Origin of the sequence: Arthrobacter sp. R-11, assembly GCF_049913155.1 — a bacterium.
Taxonomy (GTDB): domain Bacteria; phylum Actinomycetota; class Actinomycetes; order Actinomycetales; family Micrococcaceae; genus Arthrobacter.
Genome location: NZ_CP183979.1, coordinates 3353544 through 3377169, shown reverse-complemented (window position 1 = coordinate 3377169; position 23626 = coordinate 3353544). Strand labels below are relative to the sequence as shown.

Sequence of the window (23626 nt, the reverse complement as noted above, 5' to 3'; positions counted from 1 at the left end):
CAGCAAAGAAAGAAACACCAATGACTGCAACCGCACCTGAGCTCACCTACCGCCTTGAGCAGAAGCGCAACATCAACGGCGCCTTCCCGGGCCCGAAGTCCCAGGAACTGGCCGCCCGCCGCTCCGCCGTCGTCGCCGCCGGCGTCGCTTCCGGCGTCCCGGTCTACGTTGAAGACGCCGACGGCGGCATCATCCGCGACGTCGACGGCAACTCCTTCATCGACCTCGGCTCCGGCATCGCCGTGACGAGCGTCGGCGCATCCGACCCCGCCGTCGTCGCCGCCGTCCAGGAAGCCACCGCGCACTTCACCCACACCTGCTTCATGGTGACCCCGTACGAGGGCTACGTCGCGGTCGCCGAGCAGCTGAACCGCCTCACCCCGGGCGACCACGAGAAGCGCACCGTGCTCTTCAACTCCGGTGCCGAAGCCGTGGAAAACGCCGTCAAGGTGGCCCGCCTGGCCACGGGCCGTGACGCCGTCGTCGCTTTCGACCACGCCTACCACGGCCGCACCAACCTGACCATGGCGCTGACCGCCAAGGCCATGCCGTACAAGACCAACTTCGGCCCGTTCGCGCCCGAGGTCTACCGCATGCCGATGAGCTACCCGTTCCGCGAGGAAAACCCGGAGATTACCGGTGCCGAGGCCGCAAAGCGTGCCATCCTCGCCATCGAGAAGCAGATCGGCGGGGACCAGGTTGCCGCGATCATCATCGAACCGATCCAGGGCGAGGGCGGCTTCATCGTCCCGGCCGAAGGTTTCCTCCCGGCACTGGCTGACTGGGCCAAGGAAAAGGGCATCGTCTTCATCGCCGACGAAGTCCAATCCGGCTTCTGCCGCACCGGTGAATGGTTCGCCGTGAACCACGAAGGTGTTGTCCCGGACATCATCACCATGGCCAAGGGCATCGCCGGCGGCATGCCGCTGTCCGCGATCACCGGCCGCGCCGACCTGCTCGACGCCGTCCACCCGGGCGGCCTCGGCGGCACCTACGGCGGCAACCCGGTTGCCTGTGCTGCAGCGCTTGCTGCCATCGGCACCATGGAGCAGTACGACCTCAATGCCCGTGCCCGCCACATCGAAGAGCTCGCCCTCGGCAAGCTCAACGAACTGGCTTCGGAAGTCTCCGTGGTCGGCGACGTCCGCGGCCGCGGCGCCATGCTTGCCATCGAACTCGTACAGCCCGGTTCCAAGGAACCGAACCCGGAGCTCACCAAGACCGTTGCCGCCGCCTGCCTCGCCGAGGGTGTCATCATCCTCACCTGCGGCACCTACGGCAACGTCATCCGCCTGCTCCCGGCGCTGGTCATCAGCGACGACGTGCTGCTGGACGGCCTCGAGGTCCTGGCCAAGGCCATCAAGGCCAACGCCTAGTCCCCACCAATGCCTCCAGACGGACAAAGACGTCTGGCCTCGCAAAAGAGCGGACACAGCGATCCTGTGTCCGCTCTTTGCGTTAACGCCCCCGGGCGCGAGGCCTCAGCGGGAGAGGACCACCCGCTTGGCGTGGCCGTGCCCGTCGAGGGCGAACTCCAGGGTCAACGGCGAGGTGCTGAGCAGCGTGACGCCGGGATCGGATTCGACGACGGCGTTGGCGGCCACGCCGTCCAGCGTCACCTGGGCGGGGGACTGGGTGCGGCTCGGGTCCGAGAGCGCCACCGTCACCCTGTCCTTCTCCTGATGCACCGCCAGGGAGCAGGGACCGCTGCTGGTGACGCCCTGGACTGGCTGCCCGGCCGCGGTGGCAGCGAAGAAGTTCGCGAGCAGCAGCCCTTGGCTGCCGTCCCGGATCATCTGCGCGACGGCGTTGTTGGCCAGCACCTCGATGGTCGGCTCATCCGATTCGGTAAAGGTCACGGAGTGTTCCGCGCCCGGGAAGGCAACGTAGGCGTAGCCGCCGCCCTGCGGGTTGGTTCCGTGGTGGTGGGTGATGGTCACGTAGTCTCGGGTCTTCACCTCGTCGCTGCCGCCAGTGTCCGAACCGGAGTTGATGGTCTTCCAGTCACCCGTGCGCCGGATGACCTGCACGTCGATGTCTCCGCTGACGTTCTCCCCGGGCAGGAAGACGTAGCCGCCGTGCCCCATGATGTGGACGCTGCGCTTGACCTTGACGGCGGCGCTGCCGGCAGCCAGGACGCGGTTCCGGCTGTCGGTGCGGATCTCGGGCACGGTGCCGGGCGCGAAGGAGCGGTTGTCCACGGTGGTGAAGACCTCGTGGCCGGAGGCCGAGGTGATTCCTGCGCCGAGGCACACCACTTTGTCGTCCAGGAAGAACCAGGACTTCCGGGCGCCCAGGGTCTTGTTGAAGTTCAGGTGGTCCATGCCCTGGATACCCCAGCGTCCGTCAAGGTCCAGGCCGCCGGCGAAAGCCTGGAACGCCCGGGGGATGCCGGTGCCGTTCGCGGCGCCGCTGACGCGCGGTTCCGCCGTCACGGTGGTGCCGGGCAGGCGGTAGGGGTCCACGGTGGGCCAGAAGTCGGCGCTGTACTGGTCCGGGGCCGCGGGGATGTAGTAGAAAGTCATGCCGTCGCCCTGGTACCAGCCGAGGTTGTTTTCGAAGTTCCCCCACTCGTAGCGGCCGATCCGCTTCGAGGAGATGTTCACTACCGAGCTGAAAGCGGGGCGATGGTGCACCAGCCGGTCCTGGTCTCCGAAGGCTTTGGTGTAGAGGGGTGCTGGAGCGGCGGCGACGGCGGTATCTGCCAGCGCGGACGTCACCAGGAGCGATTTGGCGATGCTCTGGCCCAGCAGCCCGTAGAGGGTGAGGCTGGCGCGCTGCAGCCAGCCTTTGACGAGCGCAAGGTACCGGCCGCGGTATGGTTCGCCGGCGCCCGGGGCGAGCAGCAGGATGGCGGTGAGGGCTGCAGCGCCGTCCACGTAGTCGGGGTTTTTCTGCCGGGACACGGCCCTGCCCCGCACGGCGTCCATCATCCGGCCGTTCCAGATGAACGGGGCGTAGGAGGCCTCCACGGCGTCAAGGACCACGGACTTCTTCGGGTCGGTGACGTCCCAGCCGCTGCCGCCCAGCAGCCCCAGGATCTCGGCGATGCCGCCGAGGGTCACCACGCCGTAGGTGCCCACGTAGGGAAGGTAGCTGTGTTGGACGAAGGAGCCGTCCGTGTAGAAGCCGTCGCCGCTGGTGACGTAGCCGAACACGCTGTTCCGACCGCCGCCCACCGTGTCGCTCAGGGCATCGCGGGCCAGGGCGATCTCGTCGGGGCGTCCGTCCAGGATGCCGCGCAGGGCGCAGGAGAGGGCCTTGTCGGTCCGGTTGGCCCCGGTCTCGGCGAAACCCGTGCCGCGCCCGCGCCAGTTGGGGTCCGGGGTGAAGTAGCGGGCGGCGGCCATCAGGGAGGTCCGCAGCTCCCCGGGGACCAGGTCATGCAGAAGGACCAGGATGTCCGCGGCCCTGCGCGGCACCCCGATCTCCCAGAACCACCAGTTGCCGGCGGCGCGCATCCCGGCCTTGTAGGCCGTGGTGCTCAGGTAGGACAGGGCTGAAACCAGGTCCTCAGCGAGGGGGGTGTCGCCGTGCTGCTCCGAGCCCGCCGTGCTGTAGGCCAGGGCGAGCTCGTAGATCCGGTTGAAGCTCACACCCATGTTTCCCGTGGCATCGGCGGCGCTTCCGATCCCGGCCAGCGGGAGGTCGGCCCAGAGGCCCGAGGTGCCGCTGGGCGTAATCATGGACTTCCAGGTGGCCGCGGCGCTTCCGCTCATGGCCTTCAGTGCCTCCGCGAGCTCCGGAACGGCGGCGGCGCTACCGTCGCCGGCCAGCATGAGGCGACGGCGGGCGATGAGATCCGCGAGCGGGTCCTCGCTCGCTACGGCGGCGGCCGGTGCGGTGCCGGCGAACACTGCCGCGGCTCCCATGAGTGTCAGAAGGGTGCGGCGGTTCAGTTCAAACGGGGACAGGTCGAAGGGGGACAACGGCGCCTCCAGGTCGTGGGGAAGGGTGATCGGAGTCACGCTATGTCCGGAATCTGTGCGCTCTCAATGCAAATGAACAAAAGTGCTCAGCGTTGTTCGGGTGCCGGGCCGGGCCTAGGGGGCGGCACCGGGCAGGCGGCGATACTGGGCAGCGGCCGGCGGAAACCGTAGAGTTCACACTACGGAACTGCCGTTGCTGAGCTACCCAAAGAGGGGTAATTACATGCGATACGTCGTTGGTTATTCGTCCAAGGAGCGCGGCGCGGACGCCGTTGCCCTTGCCGCCTCCCTGGCCCGGGCCCAGGACGCTTCCCTGGACATCGTCCACGTGGTGGATCCGCACACTCCCTACGCGGGGCTCTATCCCGAAGGCGCCGCCGCGACCCCGGCCGAACAAGCCATCCTCAGTGCGGAGCGGGACAGCCTGGCCTTGGTGCCCGACGGCGTCGGGGCCGGTTTCCGACCCGTCCCCGCCGAATCATTCGCCGCCGGCCTGATCGAAGCCGCCGGCGACGACGCCGGGCTGATCGTGGTGGGTGCTGCCAGCAATGGACTGTTCAAGCGTTTCACCGTGGGCAGCGTGGCCAACGCCCTCCTGCACGCCTCGCCGGTACCCGTGGCCCTCGCGCCGCGCGGCTATAACCGCACCGAGCCTGTCACCCGGTTCACTTTGGCGACCGGGCAGCGGGCCGGTGCGGACGCCGCCATCGGCACCGCCATCGGTGCGGCCAACCGGCGCGGCGTGCCGCTGCGCCTGGTTTCCCTCGTGACGCTCGACGCCGGCCCGGACGAGAGCGGCGAAGCGACCAACGCGGCCCACCGCCACGCCAACACCGTCCTCAGCGACGCCGCCGCCCGCCTGCCCGAAGGCCATGACGTGAGTGTCGCCGTCGCGCACGGACGCAACATCGAAGAAGCCATCGACAGCCTGGAATGGCTGGAAGGCGAAGTGCTGATCATCGGTTCGTCACGGCTGGGCGAGAAGAACAAACTGTTTATCGGCAGCACCGCGAACAAGATCCTCCGCGCGCTGCCGGTGCCCATGGTGGTGGTTCCGCGCGATTACGAGCGCGTGGATTCGATGCCCATTTAGGCGTTCCGGGCCTGCTTGCGGAAAGCGGCGTTCTTGCGTGCGTTGCGGAACATGTCCGCCGTGAGCAGGGCCAGCGCAAACCACACGATGCCGAAGCCGATCCAACGCTCCGTGGTCATGGTTTCGTGCAGCACCGCCAGGGCAACGATGAACTGGAGCAGCGGTGCGAAGTACTGCAGCATGCCGATGGTCGTAAGCGGCAGCCGGCTGGCCGAGGCGCCGAAGAACACCAGCGGCACTGCGGTTATCACGCCGGAGGAGAGCAGCAGCCAGAAATGTCCGGCCCCGTGGCTGCCGAGGGTGGCGCTTCCGCCCAGGCCGAGGAGCAGCATGGTGGCCGCGGCAAACGGGGCAAGCACCACGGTTTCCACCGTGAGGCTGGTGATGGCGTTCAGGCGCGGCCCCACCCGCTTCTTGACGAAGCCGTACAGCCCGAAGCTGAACGCCAGGACCAGGGCGATCCAGGGCAGCTTGCCGTAGGAGACGGTCAGGACGGCGACGGCGGCGAAGCCGGTACCGACGGCGGCCCACTGCAGCGGGCGGAGGGTTTCCTTCAGGACGAAGACGCCCAGGAGCACGGAGACCAGGGGATTGATGAAGTAGCCCAGCGATGCCTCGACTGCCTGCCCGGTGGTGATCCCGTAGGTATAGGTGAGCCAGTTGACGGCGATGAGCAGCGCCGCCACTGCCAGGGGCACGAAGATGGTGCGGTCCTTGAACGCCTTGGCCAGTTGGCCCCAGTTCCGGGTGACGGCGATGAGTGCGCCACAGAACAGCAGCGACCAGACCACGCGGTTGGCCACGATCTCCACCGCGCCGGCAGGCTGCAGCAGTATGAAGTAGAGCGGCAGCAGCCCCCACAAGCCGTAGGCGCCGATGCCGTACAGGATGCCGGTCGTCGTCTCGCTTCTCGCTGCCGTCGCCGCGCCGGCAGGTTTCACGGCCGGAACGCCCGTGGCGGGAGCCTCCGGCGACAGGGCGTTGGCGGGCAGGGCGGCTGGGGCTTGTTCGGGCGTAGGCACAGAACCAATAACATCACGTCCCCGGGGGCTATTCCTGAACGGCCGGTCGGAAGGCTGTCTGGAACCCCGGCCGGGTGCGTGGCGCTTCGTGTCACGGAGCTGCGCGTACGGGCTTTCGCGCGGGTGGCGGGGATTAGACTGGGGCCCTGCACGCCATTGTTGCAGGGGTTTCGTCTGACGGAGGGTCCACGGTGTCCAACTCGGAAAACAGCTCCACTCGTCCATTGCGCGTCGCCATCATCGGCGCGGGACCGGCCGGCGTCTACGCCGCGGACATCCTGAGCAAATCGAGCGAAGTCAAGGACGGACACCTCGAAGTCAGCATCGACCTCTTCGAGGCGTACCCCGCCCCGTACGGGCTGATCCGCTACGGCGTGGCCCCGGACCATCCCCGCATCAAGGGCATCGTCAACGCCCTGCACAAAGTGCTGGACCGCGGCGACATCCGCTTCTTCGGCAACGTCACCTACGGCCGGGACCTCACCCTGCACGACTTCCGCTCCTTCTACGACGCCGTCATTTTCTCCACCGGCGCCATCAAGGACGCGGCCCTGGACATCCCGGGCATCGAACTGGAGGGCTCCTACGGCGGCGCCGACTTCGTCTCCTGGTACGACGGCCACCCGGACGTGCCCCGGGAATGGCCTCTGGACGCGAAGGAAATCGCGGTCATCGGCAACGGGAACGTGGCCCTGGACGTGGCCCGCATGCTGTCCAAGCACGCCGATGACCTCCTGGTCACCGAAATCCCGGACAATGTCTACGCGGGCCTGAAGAACTCCCCTGTCACCGACGTGCACGTCTTCGGTCGCCGCGGCCCGGCCCAGGTGAAGTTCACCCCGCTCGAGCTGCGCGAACTGTCCCACGCCAACGACGTCGACATCGTGCTCTACCCGGAGGACTTCGAGTTCGACGAAGCCTCGGACGAGGCCATCCGCAGCAACAACCAGATCAAAACCATGGTGAACACGCTCACCAACTGGCTGGTGGAAGAGCACGCCGAGTCCGAGCAGCCCTCCTCCCGCCGCCTGCACCTGCACTTCCTGCACAGCCCGGTGGAGATCGTTTCGGAGAACGGCTCCGGGAAGGTTTCCAGGATCAAGTTCGAACGGATGCAGCTGGACGGCACCGGAAACGTCAAAGGCACCGGCGAATTCGTCGACTACCCCGTGCAGGCCGTGTACCGCGCCATCGGCTACCACGGCTCGGCGCTGGATGAGCTGGAGTACGACGCCCGCCGCGGCGTCATTCCGAACGACGGCGGACGTGTCCTGGGTGCCGACGGCAAGCCTGTGCCGGGCGTCTACACCACAGGCTGGATCAAGCGCGGCCCCGTGGGCCTGATCGGCCACACCAAGGGCGATGCGCTGGAGACCATCGGCTTCCTGCTTGAGGACAGGCTTTCCCTGCCGCCGGCTGAGACACCGGATCCCCAGGCGATCGTGGACCTGCTGGAGGAACGCGGCATCGAATACACCACGTGGGAAGGCTGGAACCGGCTGGACGCGCACGAGGCCGCGCTCGGCACCCAGTGGACCGCGGACAACCCGGACCGCGGGATCGAACGCGAACGCGTGAAGGTCGTCCCCCGCGAGGACATGATCCGCATCTCGCGCGGCTGACTCCTTCCGGCTAAGCTTTCCGGACGGGCTTTCCAGCCGGAACGGCGCCTGCCAATGGGAGATCGATGAAGAACCCCGTCCACTCCGCAGCCCACGGGAACGAACCGCGTGGGCTGGTGCAGCGGCACGCCCGGACGGGGCACGAGCACCTGGCAGCCGGCAGCTTTTCCCTTCCGGACGACGCGGTGCTGCCGGGCCTGCGGCCGCTCGTCCGGGAGTCGTGGCAACGTTCGGCCGCACTGCAGGCCAACCCGGATACCGCCGCGGCGCCTCTGGCGATGGACGTTGACCAGCTGGAGGACTACCGCCGCGGGCACCCGCTGGCCGCCGTCATGCCGGTGATCCGCAAGCTGCTGGTCCAGCCCGGCCAGGACAGCGGACTGGTGGTCGCCGTGGGCGACGGCCTCGGCCGCTTGCTGTGGGTGGACGGAGACCCGGCCCTCCAACGCAGGGCCGAAAGCATGTTGTTCGTCGCGGGCGCCGACTGGTCCGAGGCGTCCGTGGGAACCAGCGCCCCCGGCACGGCGCTGGCACTGGGGCGCAGCATCCAGATCTCAGGCGCGGAACACTACAAACGTGCGGTCCACCCTTGGAGCTGCACGGCCGTGCCCTTCCATGACCCGGACACCGGTGCGCTGCTGGGCGTCGTGGACATCACCGGTTCGGAGACCGCTGTCGCCCCGCACACGCTGTCCCTCGTCGAGGCCACCGTCGCGGCCGCGCAGGCGCACCTTCGGATCGAACGGCTGCAGCGGGCGAGGGACGGCGTCCGCCAGAAGGCGCCGGCACCTGAGGGAAACCAGGCAGCCGCGCGGCAGGCGGCCGTGCGGAAGGATCCGGACCCGCTTTATCGCAACAGCCTCCAACTCCTCGGCCGCGAGCACGCCCTGCTCAGCATCGCGGGCCGCACGGTCCGGCTTTCCGGCCGGCACAGCGAGATCCTTGCCCTGCTGAGCCTGCACCCGGAGGGGCTCAGCGCGGACGAACTCTGCGCCCGGCTCTATCCCGGAGACGGCTCGCCCGTCACGCTCAGGGCCGAGATGGTGCGGCTTCGCAAGATCCTGCAGGAGCTGAGCCCCGATGCCGTGCCGGGTTCCCGCCCGTACCGCCTGCCGGTCGAGCTGTTCCCGGACTCAGGCCAGGTCCTGGGCTGCCTGCAGCGCGGGGCGCACCGGATCGCCCTGGAGATCTACCGCGGCGCCGTGCTGCCGCGCTCGGAGGCGCCCGGCGTCGTCGAACTCCGGCAGCGCGTCTCCACCCTCCTCCGGGAGGCGGTGCTCACGGACGGCAGCGCGGATTCCCTCCTCAAGTACGCGGCCCTGCCCGAGGCAGCGGACGACGCCGGGGTGCGGCTTGCCGCGCTCAAGCTGCTGCCGCCGCGCTCGCCCAGGCGGGCCGCCGTCGTCGCCGAACTGGAACGGATCGACAGCGAACTGTCGGCCTGACCCCGCAACCTGCTTGCAACCTCCCCGCTCCTACGCTGAAGGCGCAGTCAACCACCATGCGCAGCAAAGGAGCTAGCAATGGCAATCTACGCACAGCCCGGCACCGAGGGATCGAAGGTCACGTTCAAGGACCGCTACGAAAACTGGATCGGCGGCGAGTGGGTGGCCCCGGTCAAAGGGCAGTACTTCGAAAACATCACCCCGGTGACGGGCAAGGCGTTCTGCGAGGTGGCCAGGGGCACCGCGGAGGACATCGAACTGGCATTGGATGCCGCGCACAAGGCCGCACCGTCCTGGGGCAGGACCTCCGCAACGGAGCGAGCGTCCGTCCTGAACAGGATCGCGGACCGCATCGATGACAACGTCGAACTGCTGGCCGTGGCCGAGACCTGGGACAACGGCAAAGCTGTCCGGGAAACCCTGAACGCGGACATCCCGCTGGCCGCGGACCACTTCCGCTACTTCGCTGCCGCCATCCGCGCGCAGGAAGGCCACCTCTCCCAGCTCGACGACGACACCACCGCCTACCACTTCCACGAACCGCTCGGCGTGGTGGGCCAGATCATCCCGTGGAACTTCCCGATCCTGATGGCCGTCTGGAAGCTCGCCCCGGCGCTCGCCGCCGGCAACACTGTTGTCCTCAAGCCCGCCGAGCAGACCCCGGTATCCATCCTGGTCCTGATCGAACTTCTCGCGGACCTGCTTCCCGCCGGCGTCGTGAACGTCGTCAACGGCTTCGGCGTGGAGGCCGGCAAGCCGCTCGCGTCCAGCCCCCGGATCCGCAAGATCGCCTTCACAGGCGAGACCACCACGGGCCGGCTCATCAGCCAGTACGCCGCCAACAACCTGATCCCGGTCACCCTGGAGCTCGGCGGCAAGAGCCCCAACATCTTCTTCGAGGACGTCGCGGCGCAGAACGACGCCTTCTACGACAAAGCCCAGGAAGGCTTCACCTTGTTCGCCTTCAATCAGGGCGAAGTCTGCACCTGTCCCTCGCGCGCCCTGGTGCAGGAGGGGATCTACGACTCCTTCATGGCCGATGCCGTGGCCCGGACCAACAGGATCATCCAGGGCAACCCGCTGGACACCGACACCCAGATCGGCGCCCAGGCCTCCAACGACCAGCTGGAGAAGATCCTCTCTTACATCGACATCGGCAAGCAGGAAGGCGCCAAGGTGCTCACGGGCGGTGCCAGGGCCGAGCTTCCCGGGGACCTGGCAGCCGGCTACTACGTGCAGCCGACCATTTTCGAAGGCCACAACAGGATGCGGATCTTCCAGGAAGAGATCTTCGGCCCGGTGGTTTCCGTGACCCGCTTCAGCGACTACAACGACGCCATCGGTATCGCCAACGACACCCTGTACGGCCTTGGCGCCGGCGTCTGGTCCCGCAACGGCAACGTCGCGTACCGGGCGGGCCGGGAAATCCAGGCCGGCCGGGTCTGGGTGAACAACTACCACGCTTACCCGGCAGGCGCCGCGTTCGGTGGCTACAAGTCCTCGGGCATCGGACGCGAAAACCACGCGATGATGCTCGAGCACTACCAGCAGACCAAGAACCTGCTGGTCAGCTACGACGAAAACAAGCTGGGATTCTTCTAGGCCATGTCCCAGGCACTTGAGGCCGCCGTGACGCTGCCTGGGGAGGACTTCTCCCGGGTGGCGCTCACGGCGCCTGCCCTTGACCTGCTGCGCGAACTCCGGCGCCGGCACGGCCCCTTGATGTTCCACCAGTCCGGAGGCTGCTGCGACGGTTCCTCGCCCATGTGCTACCCGGCCGGGGAATTCAACACCGGGGATTCCGATGTGCTGCTGGGCGTCTTCGAGATCGACGGCGGCGCGAGCGGCCTGTCCGGCGGCGGCGCGGGCGGCCTGTCCGACGGCGGATCCGGCGGCGTCGGGGATGCGCCCGGCGGCGGCTGGTCGCTGGAATTCTGGATGTCCCGGGAGCAGTTCTCCTACTGGTCGCATACTCACCTGACGGTGGATGTGGTGGACGGCCGGGGCAGCGGATTCTCCGTCGAGGCACCTGAAGGGAAGCGGTTCCTGATCCGCTCAAAACTCATGGATTGGCCGGTGCCCGGGCCGTAGCATGACACGCCGGAAGACGGTGGCGTCACCCTCGGCGACTAGACTGGGCTGTTCCAATCCGCGAATTTGAGGGGAATCATGTCCAACGTCGGCGTGACAGGAACGCCAGCACCTGAATCAGCCACCGGGGGAGGCGTCCCAAAGCGCCGCGGCCGCAGGGCGGCCGAAGGAGGGACAAACCCTGGCGCGGCCTGGTTCCGTGCCTGCGCTGCGGTGCGTGCCAACGCTGCCGTTGGAGTGCCGGTACTGGCCGTCACGGCGGCAGCAGGAATCGCCCTCGCGGCACAGGCCGGCGCTTTCGAGGGGTGGATAGGGAAGACCGGGCCGGCCGCCGTCGCTGGCGCCGGGCAGTCGGCGGACGCGGAACACAGCCGCGCCCTTCCCGAACCCAGCCGCTCCGGAAAGGCCGGGGACACTTCGGCCGGCAAGCCGGGAGCGAAGGAGCCCGGATCGGGAACCGACAGCAGGACCCGTGCAAGCGAGCCCCCGGTACCTGCCGGGGCCGTTCCGCAGGACGGATCGCCCGTGACGGCTGGAAACCTGCCGGCAGGAGCAGGTCAGGAAGCCGTCCAGCCTGCGCCGCCGGAGCCCGTGCAGCTCCCGGCACCAGCAGATGGCTCGAATGCCGCGGGAAGCACATCGGACGGCACCGAACCGGAGGAAATGTCAGCTGGGGACCCGGGCGCGGCCGAAACCGCAGATTCAGGGACTGCGCCGGCCCCGGCGCCGAGCACTGCTACCGCGCCGAGCACCTCCACCGCGCCGAGCACAGCAACAGAGCCGTCCGACGTGCCTTCCCTGATCTCTTCCGTGCTCGGCGCGAGCACGGGAACGAAGGTGCTGGTCGTTGGGGGCGGCCTGCTCGGCAGGTGATCCGCAAGCGCGACACGCCGCAGTTGTCTCACTATGCGGGACAAAAGTGGAGGTCCACTGTATGGACACTACTCTTGATGAGTCTGTTTCACGTACCCGTCAAGATTGTGGACTTCCTATGAACCTCTTCCGGACCAAGTCGATCGAGCAGTCCATTGCGGACGCCGATGAACCCGGACGCAAACTGAAGCGCTCCCTCAGCACCTGGGACCTGATGATCATGGGCGTCGCCGTTGCTGTCGGCGCCGGCATCTTCTCGGTAGGTGCCAAGGCCGCGGCAAACTTCGCTGGCCCCGCGGTGACCATCTCCTTCGCGGTTGCCGCCGTCACCTGCGCGCTGGCCATCATGTGCTACGCGGAATTCGCCACCGCCATCCCGGTTGCGGGTTCTGCCTACGTCTTCACCTACGCCACCATGGGCGAGGTCCTGGCCTGGATCATCGGCTGGAACCTGATCCTCGAGCTCTTTACGGCCGCAGCGGTCATCGCCAAGTACTGGGGCATCTACCTCAGCAAGGTGTTCGGCCTCATGGGCGTGGACATGCCGCCCGCGCTCAACATCGGCGGGGTGGACCTGTACTGGGGTGCCTTCCTCATCGTGGCCGTATTCACGGTGCTGCTGGTCCTTGGAACCAAGTTGTCCGCCCGCGTGGGCAACATCTTCACCCTGATCAAGATCGGTGTGGTGCTCTTCGTCATTGTCGTCGGGTTCACCTACGTGAAGGTCGCCAACTACACGCCGTTCATTCCCGAATCCGTTCCGACAGCGGGAAGCGGCGGCACCGACGTGCTGAAGCAGTCCTTCTTCGGCTTCCTCACCGGGGCCGTTCCCGCCCAGTACGGCACCCTCGGAATCTTCGCCGGTGCGGCACTGGTGTTCTTCGCCTTCATCGGCTTCGACGTGGTGGCAACCTCTGCCGAAGAGGTCAAGAACCCGCAGAAGACCCTCCCGCGCGGCATCTTCGGCGGCCTCGCCCTAGTGACCCTGCTCTACATCCTCGTTTCCCTGGCCCTGACCGGCATGGTGCCTTACACCCAGCTTGCCGAGGCCAAGAGCCCCACTCTTACCACGGCGTTCGAAGCCGTCGGCAACACGGACGCGGCCAAGGTGATCGCCTTCGGCTCCCTCATCGGGCTCACCACGGTGATCATGGTGCTGCTCATGGGACTGGCCCGCGTGGTCCTGGCAATGAGCCGCGACGGCCTGCTCCCGCGCGCCCTGTCCCGCACCAGCGACAAGCACGCGACCCCCGCACGGCTCCAGATCATCTGCGGTAGCGCCGTCGCCCTCGTGGCAGGCCTGACCAACGTTGACCTGCTGGAGGAAATGATCAACATCGGAACCCTCTCCGCGTTCGTCATGGTGAGCCTGGGCATCCTGGTGCTGCGCAAGAAGCGCCCGGACCTGAAGCCGGCCTTCCGCGTGCCGTTCGGTAAGGTGCTCCCGGTTGTCTCGGCGGTCCTCTGCCTGTACCTGATGACCAACCTCGCGGTGGAGACCTGGATCTTCTTCGCGATCTGGCTGGTCATCGGCATCGCGATCTACTTCGCCTACGGCCAGCGCCACTCGCGCCTCAACGAGAAGTTCGCCGAGGCCTGCGCCGCGGTGTCCGGAGGCTCCGTGGCAGGCAACAGCACGGTGTCCGGCGACGAAGAGGACGACCTCAGCAAGGTCTGACGCCTGCGCCGCCCGCAGACAGCGAAACGCAAACAACGAAACGCAAACTGCGAAACGCAAACAATACGATGGCCGCCTGGAACCACGGTTCCGGGCGGCCATCGCCGTCCCCGGGTAGCTCCGGATCAGGGCGCGGCGTGCTCAGAGACCCAGTCCACCAGGGGCCGCAGCACTTCCCACCGGCGTGCGATCTCCCCGGCCGCCGCAGGGGTGGAAAGCCAAGCGGGTTCACCGAGTTCAAGCCCGGCGGACAAGGACTTGTGCTTCAGCAGTTCGGCCCGCGGATGGTCCTTGTCGAAGCCGCGGGGTACTGTCTTGAGCTTCTCGCCGCCGATGGAATACCCGGCGTCGGCGATCTGCGAGACGATACCCTCCAGTTCCTCCCCGCTGGCCGGGGCGGCCACGGACTCGCGGTAGCGGGCCAGCTGTGCGGGGCTGTACGAATGGCAGCCGCCACCCAGCAGGAGGCCGTCTGCGGCCAGGTGGAGATAGAAGCCCAGGCCTTCCTGTTCCGCCGCGAAGGCGCCCTGGGCCGTCTTGTAGGGTGACTTGTCCTGCGAAAAGCGGACGTCCCGGTACGGGCGGAAGATCTTGGCCGGCCCGAACTGCGGCTCCAACTGCTCGAGGAGCGCGGTGAGCGGCTCCTTCACCGCGGCGTCGTAAACGTCCTTGTGTTCCAACCACCACTCGCGGTTGTTGTTCTGCTCAAGTTCGGCATAGAAGCGGAACGCCTCCGGCGGAATGCCCTGAAATGTGTTCATGCAAGGAATCCTAGGGACCGCATGCCGGGCAGCACAGGGCCCGGGCCAGCTATGTGGAGAACCCTGAAAAGCAAGCACCCCGTCACGGATTTTCCGTGACGGGGTGCTTCGTTCGGCTCCGGGATTTCCCGGGCGCCCGACTACTTCTTGAGCTCGAAGCGGTCGTTGTCCATGACCTTGGCCCAGGCCTTGGCGAAGTCGGCAACGAACTTCTCCTGTGCGTCGTCGGAGGCGTAAACCTCGGCGAGGGCGCGCAGTTCGGAGTTGGAGCCGAAGACCAGGTCCACGCGGCTGCCGGTCCAGCGGCCGTCGGTGGTGGTGTAGGTCTTCTCTTCGGCGTCCGGGGTCCACTCGAGGCCGAGTTCGAGCAGGTTGACGAAGAAGTCATTGCTCAGGGTGCCCGGGCGGTCGGTGAAGACGCCGTGCTGGGAGCCGTCCCAGTTGTTGCCCAGGACGCGGAGGCCGCCCACCAGGACGGTCAGTTCCGGGGCGGACACGTTCAGCAGGTTCGCGCGGTCGATCAGCAGGTACTCGCTGGGCAGGTTCAGGAAGCCGCTGTCGTAGTTGCGGAAACCGTCGGCAACCGGCTCGAGCCAGGCGAACTGCTCGGTGCTGGTCTGCTCCTGGGTGGCATCGACGCGGCCCGGGGTGAACGGGACGGTGATGTCGTGGCCGGCGGCCAGTGCAGCCTGCTCGACGCCCACGCCACCGGCGAGGACGACGACGTCGGCGAAGGAGACCTTGATCTCGGAGGACGCGTTGAAGTCGGCAACGACTTCCTCGAGCTTGGCGATGACCGGCTTCAGCTTCTCCGGCTGGTTCACGGACCAGCTGACCTGCGGTTCGAGACGGATGCGGCCGCCGTTGGCGCCGCCGCGCTTGTCGGAACCGCGGAAGGAAGCCGCTGCCTTCCACGCGGTGGAAACCAGTTCCTCGACGGACAGGCCGGAAGCGGCGATCTTTTCCTTGAGGACGGCGATCTCGGCTTCACCGATGGTCTGGGCCGGGGCTGCGGGCAGCGGGTCCTGCCAGATCAGGTCCTCGGCCGGAACTTCCTTGCCCAGGTAACGGGCCTTCGGGCCCATGTCACGGTGGGTCAGCTTGAACCAGGCGCGGCCGAAGGCGTCTTCCAGGGCGCCAAGGTCGTCCTTGAAGCGGCGGGAGATCGCCTCGTATGCCGGGTCGGTGCGCAGGGCGAGGTCGCTGGTGAGCATGCGCGGTTCGCGGGTACCGGAGCCGGCGTGTGCTTCCGGAACCAGGTCGGCGCCGCCGTTGGCCACCGGACGCCACTGCTTGGCGCCGGCCGGGGACTCCATGAGTTCCCACTCGTACGCGAAGAGGATGTGCAGGAACTCGTTGTCCCAGCGGGTCGGGTGGTAGGTCCAGGTCACTTCAAGGCCGGAGCTGACGGTGTCAGCGCCGTGGCCGGTGCCGTGGCCGTTCTTCCAACCGAAGCCCTGTGCCTCCAGGGGAGCGGCTTCAGGGTCGGCGCCGATCCTGTCGTCCTTGTGGGCGCCGTGGGTCTTGCCGAAGGTGTGGCCACCGACGATCAGGGCGACGGTTTCCTCGTCGTCCATGCCCATGCGGCGGAAGGTTTCGCGGATGTCGCGGGCCGAGGCCAGCGGGTCCGGGTTGCCGTTGGGGCCTTCCGGGTTGACGTAGATGAGGCCCATCTGGACTGCGGCCAGCGGCGCCTGGAGGTCACGGTCGCCGGTGTAGCGCTCGTCGTCGAGCCAGACCTTTTCCGGGCCCCAGTACACGTCGTCGTCCGCTTCCCAGACGTCCGGGCGACCACCGGCGAAACCGAAGGTCTTGAAGCCCATGGTCTCCAGCGCCACGTTGCCGGCGAGGATCATCAGGTCGGCCCAGGAGATGGACTGGCCGTACTTCTTCTTGACCGGCCACAGCAGGCGGCGGGCCTTGTCCAGGCTGACGTTGTCAGGCCAGGAGTTCAGGGGGGCGAAGCGCTGCTGGCCTGCGCCGCCGCCACCGCGACCGTCGTGCGAGCGGTACGTGCCGGCAGAGTGCCAGGCCATGCGGATCATGAACGGGCCGTAGTGCCCGAAGTCGGCAGGCCACCATTCCTTGGAGTCGGTCATGACCTCGGCCAGGTCCGCCTTCACGGCGTCCAGGTCAAGCTTGTTGAAGGCCTCGGTGTAGTCGAAGCCGGGGTCGAGCGGGTTCGACACCACCGGGTTCTTCGCCAGGATCTTCAGATTGAGCTTGTTGGGCCACCACTCGTTGTTCGGGGCGCCCTTGGTCGGGTGTACACGGCCGCCATGCGCTACGGGGCACTTGGCAATGGTGCTCTCAGACACAGTTTTCCTTCCGGGGTTGGTTTACAGAGGTAGTCCAGTCGGGCCGAAGCCGTCCGGTCGCGGTGCGACCGGGGGCTAAGGCGTCGCCTGAAGTTCTTTGGCCTGACAGTCCTGGCAGATTCCCTGGTACAGGACGTCCGCGATCTGGATGGTCATCGGCTTTGAGTGCTCATCCCAATGCGGCGTCAGGCAAGGCGCGTGGCCCACGGCGCAATCCACGTCCTCCACCCGGCCGCATATGGTGCAAACGGCATGGTGGTGGTTGTCCCCCACCCGGGTCTCGTACAACGCGGGGGAGTGCGGGGGTTCGAAGCGGCGCACCATTTCCAGTTCGGTGAGGTCGCTCAGCACCACGTAGACCGACTGCGCTGTCAGTTCCGGGAGTTCCTTGCGCGCGGCGGCGAGGATTCCCTCCGCCGGCGAATGGGGGTTGCGTTCGACGGCGGCCAGGACGGCGAGCCGTTGCTTGGTGACACGGCGGCCGTGGGCATGCAGGGCCGCCGCCCATGCCTGCTGTTCGGCCGTGTGATCCATCATGCATTTATTGAAACATTTATTTTGAGAAGATCACAATAAGGCGCGGCTAACTTCCGGCAAATTTTCCAGGGACTCCAAGGGATTGCGTTCCTCGCCCGCGGAGCGGCCCAGCGCGTGCAGCTCCAGGCGCCGCTCCGAGCCGGCCGCTTCGGTCATGACGCAGCTGTACCCGGTGACCCGGTCCCCGGTGGGCAGCTCCTCCAGGGCAGCGGCCAGGGAAAGGAGCGACGACGGCGTCAGCTGGGAGACGGTGCCCGCGCCAGGCTCCGGGACCAGGACGCGGTGGTGGGCGGCGTCGCCCAGTCGGGAAACCCAGCTGACATCCTGCCGGGATTCCGGGCGCCGGGCGGCCGCCAGGCGTGCTGCTGCAGTACGCTGCAGCACGGCCCGCAGCGACGCATCAAGGTCGTCGAACGGACCCGCTGCCCGACGGCGGTGGGCCGGCAGCGCGAGCTGGCCGCCCGGCGTCGTGCTTTCACCGGCCCAGCGGGCGAAGAGATGGAAGCCCGGCGTGGAGGATTCTGCGGCGGGTTCGCCGATGGCGGAGCCGAGCGGGTGCCAGCGGAACGGGAACATGACCGTGCAGAGGCTGCTGTGGAGCACTTCGTGCAGGGCAGCGCGGGCGGCCGAATAGCAGAGCAGCCAGTCGGCGGCCGAGTCTTCGGTGAACGGGGTTGCGGGGTCGCTTAGGCGCACCATGAAATGGCCTTCCGTGAGCGGAGTCCGCGGGCGCGCGACTTCCCACATGCTCGAACGGAAGAGCAGGCGCCGTGCCATGGGCATGCCGTCTCCTTTCCCCCGACTCCGGAGCCTAGCAAGTGACGGCGCTATCCGGGAGTCCGCTACGCCATTCTGGGTAGGGTAGGGCAGTGGCAAAACTTCTGGCAGACATCACCCCGCTCCGCGAAAGTCCGGCGTTCCGGCGCCTCTGGCTGGGATCCTCCGTTGCCGCCGTCGGCTCCCAGCTGACCCTTGTCGCAGTCAGCCTTGAGGTGTATCGGCTGACCCAGCAGAGCCTTTACGTCGGTCTGTTGAGCATTTTCGCGCTCGTGCCGCTGGTGGTGGCAGGGCTCTTCGGCGGCTCCGTGGCGGACGCCTTCGACCGCAGGAAAGTGGCCATTGCCGCGTCCCTGGTCCTCTGGGCAAGCACCGCCGGGCTTGCCCTGCAGGCCTGGCTGGGGCTGGGCAACGTGTGGATCCTCTATTTCCTGGTGGCCGTTCAAAGCGGCGCGCAGGGCATTAACGCCCCGGCCCGCAGCGCCATCATCCCGCTGCTGGTCCGCAAGGAACTCCTGCCTGCCGCGAATGCCCTCAGCATGCTCACCATGGGCCTGTCCATGACCGCCGGGCCGCTGCTGGCGGGCGTGCTGGTGGCCACCATCGGCTTCGGCTGGACGTACACCATCGACGTCCTGAGCTTCACCTTCGCGCTGTGGGGCCTGTTCAAGCTGCCGGCGCTGCCGCCGTCCAAGGGCGCGGGCAGGCCCGGCCTGCGTTCGGTGGTGGAAGGCTTCCGCTTCCTCGGCACCCGGCCCAACGTCCGCATGACCTTCGTGATCGACCTGATCGCCATGATCTGCGCCCAGCCGCGCGCCCTCATGCCGGCCATCGCGGCCACGATGCTCGGCGGCGGGGAAACCACCGTGGGTGTGTTGCTGGCGTCGACGGCGGTGGGCGCCTTCTTCGCCGGGCTCTTCTCCGGGCCGCTTGGACGGGTCCGCCGGCAGGGCAGCGCTGTTGTCTGGTCCGTGGCCGGTTGGGGCTTTTCGATCGGAGCCTTCGGCCTGGTGGTGGTGCTCGCCGGCAGTTCAGGCCGCGGGGGTGCCACCTGGTGGCTGGTCCCGGCCGCGCTGTGCTGCGTGCTTGCCGGCGTCTCCGACTCGGTCAGCGCCGTCTTCAGGACCACCATCCTGCAGTCGGCCACGCCGGACCACCTGCGGGGCAGGCTGCAGGGCGTCTTCATCGTGGTGGTGGCCGGCGGGCCGAGGATCGGCGACATGCTGGCCGGCGGCGTCACCAAGGTGCTCAGCGAAGGCTGGGTGCTGCTCCTTGGCGGGGCGCTCTGCATCGCGGTGTCCACGCTTGTCGCCCGGCGGCAGAAGGGATTCCTGCAGTACGACGCCCACCACCCCCTGCCCTGAACACAACAGCGGAACGTCCGCGCCGCCATCGGCGTTATACGAAAAAAGAAGACCAATCCTTCACCGCAAGAAAGCAGTGACGTGCACAATCACCACAACGGACTGAAGACCGCAGCCCTTTTCGGCGTCCTCTGGGCGGTGCTGCTGGGCCTTGGCGCGCTGATCGGCGTCGGGACCCGCAGTTCGGCGCCCATCTGGATCATGGCGCTGATCGGCGTTGGGACCACCGCGTACGGCTATTGGAACAGCGACAAGATCGCGCTCCGCTCCATGCAGGCGTATCCGGTGACGGAAGCACAGGCGCCCGGGCTCTACCAGATCGTCCGGGAGCTGTCCGTGCGGGCCAAGCAGCCGATGCCGCGGATCTACCTTTCTCCCACCATGACGCCGAACGCCTTCGCTACCGGCCGCAACCCGAAGAACGCCGCGGTCTGCTGCACCGAAGGAATCCTGCACATGCTCGACGCGCGCGAACTCCGCGGCGTTCTCGGCCACGAGCTCATGCACGTCTACAACCGTGACATCCTGACCTCCTCGGTGGCCGCCGCCGTCGCCGGCGTCATCACCTCGGTGGGGCAGATGTTGCTGTTCTTCGGCGGCGGCGACCGCCGGAACGCGAACCCGATCGCGATGATCGCCCTCGCGCTCCTGGCGCCGTTGGCTGCCTCCATGATCCAGCTGGCGATTTCCCGCACCCGGGAGTACGACGCCGACGAGGACGGCGCCGCGCTCACCGGCGATCCGCTGGCGCTCGCCTCGGCCCTGCGCAAGATCGAATCGGGGGTTGCGCAGGTGCCGTTGCCGCAGGACCAGCGCCTCGTGAACGCCTCGCACCTGATGATCGCCAACCCGTTCCGCGGCGGCGCGATGACCAAGCTGTTCGCCACCCACCCGCCGATGCGCGAACGCATCCAGCGGCTGGAGCGGATGGCCGGGCGGCCGTAAAGCCTTAGCCGCCCGCCCGTCAGCTGCCCGTCCCCTAGCCGCTCACCCGTCAGCTGCCGGTCCAGCGCCGCAAGGTGCTGTTGAGCAGGCCCACCAGGACGCAGGTCCACCAGCAGCCCTGCGAAACGCACAGGGCGATCATCAGGTGCTTGCGGAGGGGCGCTGCCATGGCCGAGAAGAGGGTTCCCGGGGGCAAGGCATGCAGCTTCCGCATGGTGGGCGCCAGCAGGATTCCGTTGAGCATGAGCAGCAGCACACAGGCCAGTTTGACCTGGGTCAGCGGGTTGCCAAGGTCCGGATCGATCAGTGAACCAGTGACCAGGAGGGCGGCCAAGCCGCACCAGATCAATGGCTGCGCCGCCGACTCCACGCGCCTGGTGTCGTGGATGTCGCGGCGGCCAAGGAGCCACAGCAATCCGACCCAGTCCACCACGATGATGGCGCCGAAGGACAACACCAGGGCCAGGATGTGCCCGGCGAGGGCGAAACGATGGACCACCGGGCCGCAATCGGCCCAGCCGCCGGCCAGGACAGACGCCAGCCAGCTGCCGGCACACAGGAGCGCCAGCAGTGCGGTGTTTATGACCGGTTTGCCCGCCGGGGCGGGTGCCGGTGTTTCTTTTCCGGGGGTGTCCGTGCCGCCGCTGGGTTCAACGACGGCTGTTTTCACGCGAAGAGTCCCTCTCCGATGAAGCCTCCGGGCTTGGTCCCCGGTGGGACGGCGAACAATCCCGATCCGGTGTGCTTGAGGTATTCCAGTGCCAGGGTGTCGCCCTTGGCCATGGCCATCTGCATGGGCACGTAGTGGGTGCGCGGATCCTTGACGAAGGCGATGAAGAACAGTCCGGCGTCCAAGTGGCCCAGGCCGTCCGAGCCGTCCGTGTAGTTGTAGCCCCGGCGCAGCATCTTGACCCCGTTGTTCTGGCTCGCATGCGCCAGCCTGACGTGGGAATCCATGGGCATGAGCGGCTCGCCGTCCTTGCCCTTGATGTCGAAGTCGGGGGCGGTGAACTCTTCTCCGCCGGACAGCGGCGCGCCTGTGCCCTTGGTACGGCCGATCAGGCCTTCCTGCTCTCCCAGCGAGGTCCGGTCCCAGATCTCGATGTGCATGCGGATCCGGCGGGCCACGAGGTAGCTTCCGCCGGCCATCCACGCCTCACCGGCGCGGTTGCCGGCGGTGGCCCAGACGTGTTCCTTAAGCAGTTCCGTGTCCTCCGCCTTGGGGTTGGCCGTGCCGTCCTTGAAGCCGAAGAGGTTGCGCGGAGTCTGCTGTGCGCGGGACGTTGAGGATGTCCTGCCGAAGCCCAGCTGCGACCAGCGGACCCGGGCCTTGCCGAAGCCGATCCGGGCCAGGTTGCGGATTGCGTGCACTGCCACTTGGGGGTCGTCGGCGCAGGCCTGCACCACGATGTCACCGCCGCTGCGGCCGGGTTCGAGGTCGTCCCCGGGGAAATGCGGCAGGTCAATCAGGGCATCCGGCCGCTTGCCGGCCAGGCCGAAGCGGGTCCTGCCGTCCTTTTCGAACAGGGAGGCGCCGAAGCCGAACGTCAGGGTCAGCTTGCCCGCCGTCAGCTCCAACGCCTCGCCCGTGTCCTCGGGCGGGGCATCGTAGGGGCCGTCGACGGCGCCGGTGGCACCCGTGGTGCGCCCCGCCGTCAAGGCCTCTGCCGCTGCAGTCCAGTCCTTGAGGAGCTGGACAAGGACGGCGCGGTCCTCGGTGGTGACGTCGAAGGCGGCCATGTGGAGCCGGTCCTGGGCCGGGGTCGTGATTCCGGCCTGCCGTTCACCGTGGAACGGAATGACGTCGTCATGGTGCTCGGCGGGTGCGGCAGCCGCGGCCAGGGTGTCATGGCCGAGCAGGCCGGCGGCAATTCCTGCCGCGGCTCCCGCACCGCCGACGCCGGCAAGGGAAAGCAGGCCGCGGCGGGAGAAGGGGCAGCCGCTCACAGGACCACGGCCGCGGTGAGCTTGGACAGCGGTTCGCCCAAGGAATCGACAAGCGACGCAAGCTGCTTGACCTGTGCCGGGCTAAGCTCGTCGTAATACGTGAAGCCCTCGCCCTTGGCGTGCTTCTTGAGCTCGGCCTGCAGCGCCGCAAACTTCTCATCGAGCGTCTTCGCCAGTGCCGCATCCTTGCGCAGCAGCGCGGGCTTGAGGCTCTCGTAGGCGATCCGGGCGCCGTCCACGTTGGCCTGGAAGTCCCAGAGGTCGGTGTGCGACCAAATCTCCTCTTCGCCGGTGACCTTGCCCGTGGCCACCTCGTCCAGGAGTTCCTTGGCGCCGTTGCCCAGCGAGTGTGCGGTCAGCTCCACCGTGCGGGTGCGCTTGCCCAGTTCTTCGGTGTCGGCAACAAGCTGCTTGGCCAGTGCGCCGCGTTCGGCGGCGGTCAGCAGCTTGAACCCTGCCGGCGGGAAGAGGTCCTTCTCCGCCCGGTGCCAGCCGGTCCACTTCTGTCCCGGTTCGAGGTCCGCTTCGCGGGCGTCCAGCTTGGGATCGAGGTCGCCGAAGGATTCCGCCACGGGTTCGATGCGCTCCCAGTGCATGCGCGTGGCGGCATAGAGTTCGCGCGCCTTGGCGGCGTCGCCGGCCGCGTAGGCCGCGGCGAAGTCCTTCGTGCCGGCAACCAGCTGCTCGGTCTGGTCCTTGACGTAGGACGCGTACTGCTGGACTCCGGTGTCGAGGAGCTTCTTCAGGTCGGCGTCGACGGCGGTGTTGTTGCCGGAGTCGGTGACTTCGAAGGCGGCACGGATGCCGTCGCCCTGCATGCCGGGCTTGCACGCGGTGGTGTACTTGCCCGGGCCGGCGGAGACTACCAGCTTGCGGGTCAGGCCGGGTCCGATGTTTTCGACTTCGCCGATGATCCGCAGGCCGTCCTCAGCCAGCAGGTAGAACTCGGTGACCTGCTTGCCGTCGTTCTTCACCGAGAAGCTCAGGTTGCCGCCCGGGGCAGAGGAGGCCGAGACCTTGCATTCCGTGTCAGTGCTGCTGACCAGGATGGAGCCGTCGCCGCTGCCGGCCTCGGCGCCTTTGCCGTTGTCGGTGCAGGCGGACAGTGCCAGCGGGAGCACTGCCGCCGCGGCGATCAGGGCAAGATGCTTCCGGCCGGAGGACATGGTCGGGGCCCTTTCGGGCAGGCGGGAGCCAGGCATGGGGTGTTCCTTTTGTTGGGAG

19 protein-coding genes are annotated in these 23626 nt (G+C 67.6%); 10 read left to right on the top strand and 9 right to left on the bottom strand.

The genetic code is table 11. The features are described 5' to 3' along the window. Positions 1-20: 20 nt before the first annotated feature. On the top strand, positions 21-1376 hold the full coding sequence (gabT, locus tag ACN9M4_RS15355) for a 4-aminobutyrate--2-oxoglutarate transaminase (RefSeq protein ID WP_426299329.1): 1356 nt from the start codon (positions 21-23) through the stop codon (positions 1374-1376). A 105-nt stretch (positions 1377-1481) separates the two neighbouring features. Here gabT and ACN9M4_RS15350 read toward each other — a convergent pair whose 3' ends face one another. Next, on the bottom strand, positions 1482-3968 hold the full coding sequence (locus ACN9M4_RS15350; protein ID WP_426299327.1) for a polysaccharide lyase 8 family protein: 2487 nt from the start codon (positions 3966-3968) through the stop codon (positions 1482-1484). 184 nt (positions 3969-4152) lie between these two features. Between ACN9M4_RS15350 and ACN9M4_RS15345 the strand changes: the two genes are divergently transcribed. Continuing rightward, positions 4153-5022, top strand: a complete 870-nt coding sequence (locus ACN9M4_RS15345; protein ID WP_426299325.1) for a universal stress protein — start codon at positions 4153-4155, stop codon at positions 5020-5022. Here the strand turns inward: ACN9M4_RS15345 and rarD are convergent. Then, a complete protein-coding gene (rarD, locus tag ACN9M4_RS15340; protein WP_426303494.1) occupies positions 5019-6053 on the bottom strand; it encodes an EamA family transporter RarD in 1035 nt (344 codons plus the stop codon). The genes ACN9M4_RS15345 and rarD overlap by 4 nt on opposite strands. 182 nt (positions 6054-6235) lie before the next feature. Here rarD and ACN9M4_RS15335 point away from each other — a divergent pair, with 182 nt between their 5' ends. The 6 genes from ACN9M4_RS15335 to ACN9M4_RS15310 all read left to right on the top strand — a co-directional run bounded on the left by ACN9M4_RS15335 (position 6236) and on the right by ACN9M4_RS15310 (position 13753). After that, positions 6236-7666 carry an FAD-dependent oxidoreductase gene (locus tag ACN9M4_RS15335; protein WP_426299323.1) on the top strand — a complete coding sequence of 477 codons (1431 nt, stop codon included), beginning with the start codon at positions 6236-6238 and terminating at the stop codon, positions 7664-7666. Between the two features lie 65 nt (positions 7667-7731). Next, positions 7732-9111, top strand: coding sequence for a GAF domain-containing protein (locus ACN9M4_RS15330; RefSeq protein ID WP_426299321.1), 1380 nt, complete (start codon positions 7732-7734; stop codon positions 9109-9111). A 78-nt stretch (positions 9112-9189) separates the two neighbouring features. Next, positions 9190-10713 (top strand): acetaldehyde dehydrogenase ExaC, encoded by a 1524-nt coding sequence (gene exaC / locus ACN9M4_RS15325; protein ID WP_426299319.1) that lies wholly within the window; start codon positions 9190-9192, stop codon positions 10711-10713. A gap of 3 nt (positions 10714-10716) precedes the next feature. Next, a complete protein-coding gene (locus ACN9M4_RS15320) occupies positions 10717-11202 on the top strand; it encodes a DUF779 domain-containing protein (RefSeq protein ID WP_426299317.1) in 486 nt (161 codons plus the stop codon). A gap of 78 nt (positions 11203-11280) precedes the next feature. Continuing rightward, positions 11281-12075, top strand: coding sequence for a hypothetical protein (locus tag ACN9M4_RS15315; RefSeq protein ID WP_426299315.1), 795 nt, complete (start codon positions 11281-11283; stop codon positions 12073-12075). Positions 12076-12193: 118 nt separating this feature from the next. Beyond that, complete coding sequence (locus tag ACN9M4_RS15310) at positions 12194-13753, top strand: amino acid permease (protein WP_426299313.1); 1560 nt, start codon at positions 12194-12196, stop codon at positions 13751-13753. Positions 13754-13878: 125 nt separating this feature from the next. Here ACN9M4_RS15310 and ACN9M4_RS15305 read toward each other — a convergent pair whose 3' ends face one another. The 4 genes from ACN9M4_RS15305 to ACN9M4_RS15290 form a co-directional block, all read right to left on the bottom strand. Next, on the bottom strand, positions 13879-14514 hold the full coding sequence (locus ACN9M4_RS15305; protein ID WP_426299311.1) for a DUF2461 domain-containing protein: 636 nt from the start codon (positions 14512-14514) through the stop codon (positions 13879-13881). A gap of 140 nt (positions 14515-14654) precedes the next feature. Next, entirely contained in the window at positions 14655-16832 is a 2178-nt protein-coding gene (gene katG / locus ACN9M4_RS15300) for a catalase/peroxidase HPI (protein WP_426299309.1), read from the bottom strand. A 75-nt stretch (positions 16833-16907) separates the two neighbouring features. After that, positions 16908-17369, bottom strand: coding sequence for a Fur family transcriptional regulator (locus ACN9M4_RS15295; RefSeq protein ID WP_426299307.1), 462 nt, complete (start codon positions 17367-17369; stop codon positions 16908-16910). Positions 17370-17399: 30 nt separating this feature from the next. Further along, entirely contained in the window at positions 17400-18152 is a 753-nt protein-coding gene (locus ACN9M4_RS15290) for a hypothetical protein (RefSeq protein WP_426299305.1), read from the bottom strand. A gap of 86 nt (positions 18153-18238) precedes the next feature. On the opposite strand from ACN9M4_RS15290, the gene ACN9M4_RS15285 reads away from it, so the two are divergent. Further along, positions 18239-19510: an MFS transporter gene (locus ACN9M4_RS15285; RefSeq protein ID WP_426299303.1), complete on the top strand. Its 1272-nt coding sequence runs from the start codon at positions 18239-18241 to the stop codon at positions 19508-19510. A gap of 81 nt (positions 19511-19591) precedes the next feature. Then, complete coding sequence (gene htpX / locus ACN9M4_RS15280; protein WP_426299301.1) at positions 19592-20455, top strand: zinc metalloprotease HtpX; 864 nt, start codon at positions 19592-19594, stop codon at positions 20453-20455. 49 nt (positions 20456-20504) lie between these two features. On the opposite strand, the gene ACN9M4_RS15275 is transcribed toward htpX, so the two are convergent. From ACN9M4_RS15275 to efeO, 3 genes are read right to left on the bottom strand one after another with little or no spacing between them, the layout of a single operon-like run. Beyond that, complete coding sequence (locus ACN9M4_RS15275) at positions 20505-21125, bottom strand: hypothetical protein (protein WP_426299299.1); 621 nt, start codon at positions 21123-21125, stop codon at positions 20505-20507. Next, the gene (gene efeB, locus ACN9M4_RS15270) at positions 21122-22402 is read right to left on the bottom strand and encodes an iron uptake transporter deferrochelatase/peroxidase subunit (protein WP_426299297.1); all 1281 of its coding nucleotides are present in this window, start codon (positions 22400-22402) and stop codon (positions 21122-21124) included. Before efeB ends, ACN9M4_RS15275 begins: the two co-directional genes overlap by 4 nt. Then, positions 22399-23604, bottom strand: a complete 1206-nt coding sequence (gene efeO, locus ACN9M4_RS15265) for an iron uptake system protein EfeO (protein ID WP_426299295.1) — start codon at positions 23602-23604, stop codon at positions 22399-22401. The genes efeB and efeO overlap by 4 nt, the downstream gene beginning before the upstream one ends. Positions 23605-23626 lie beyond the last annotated feature (22 nt).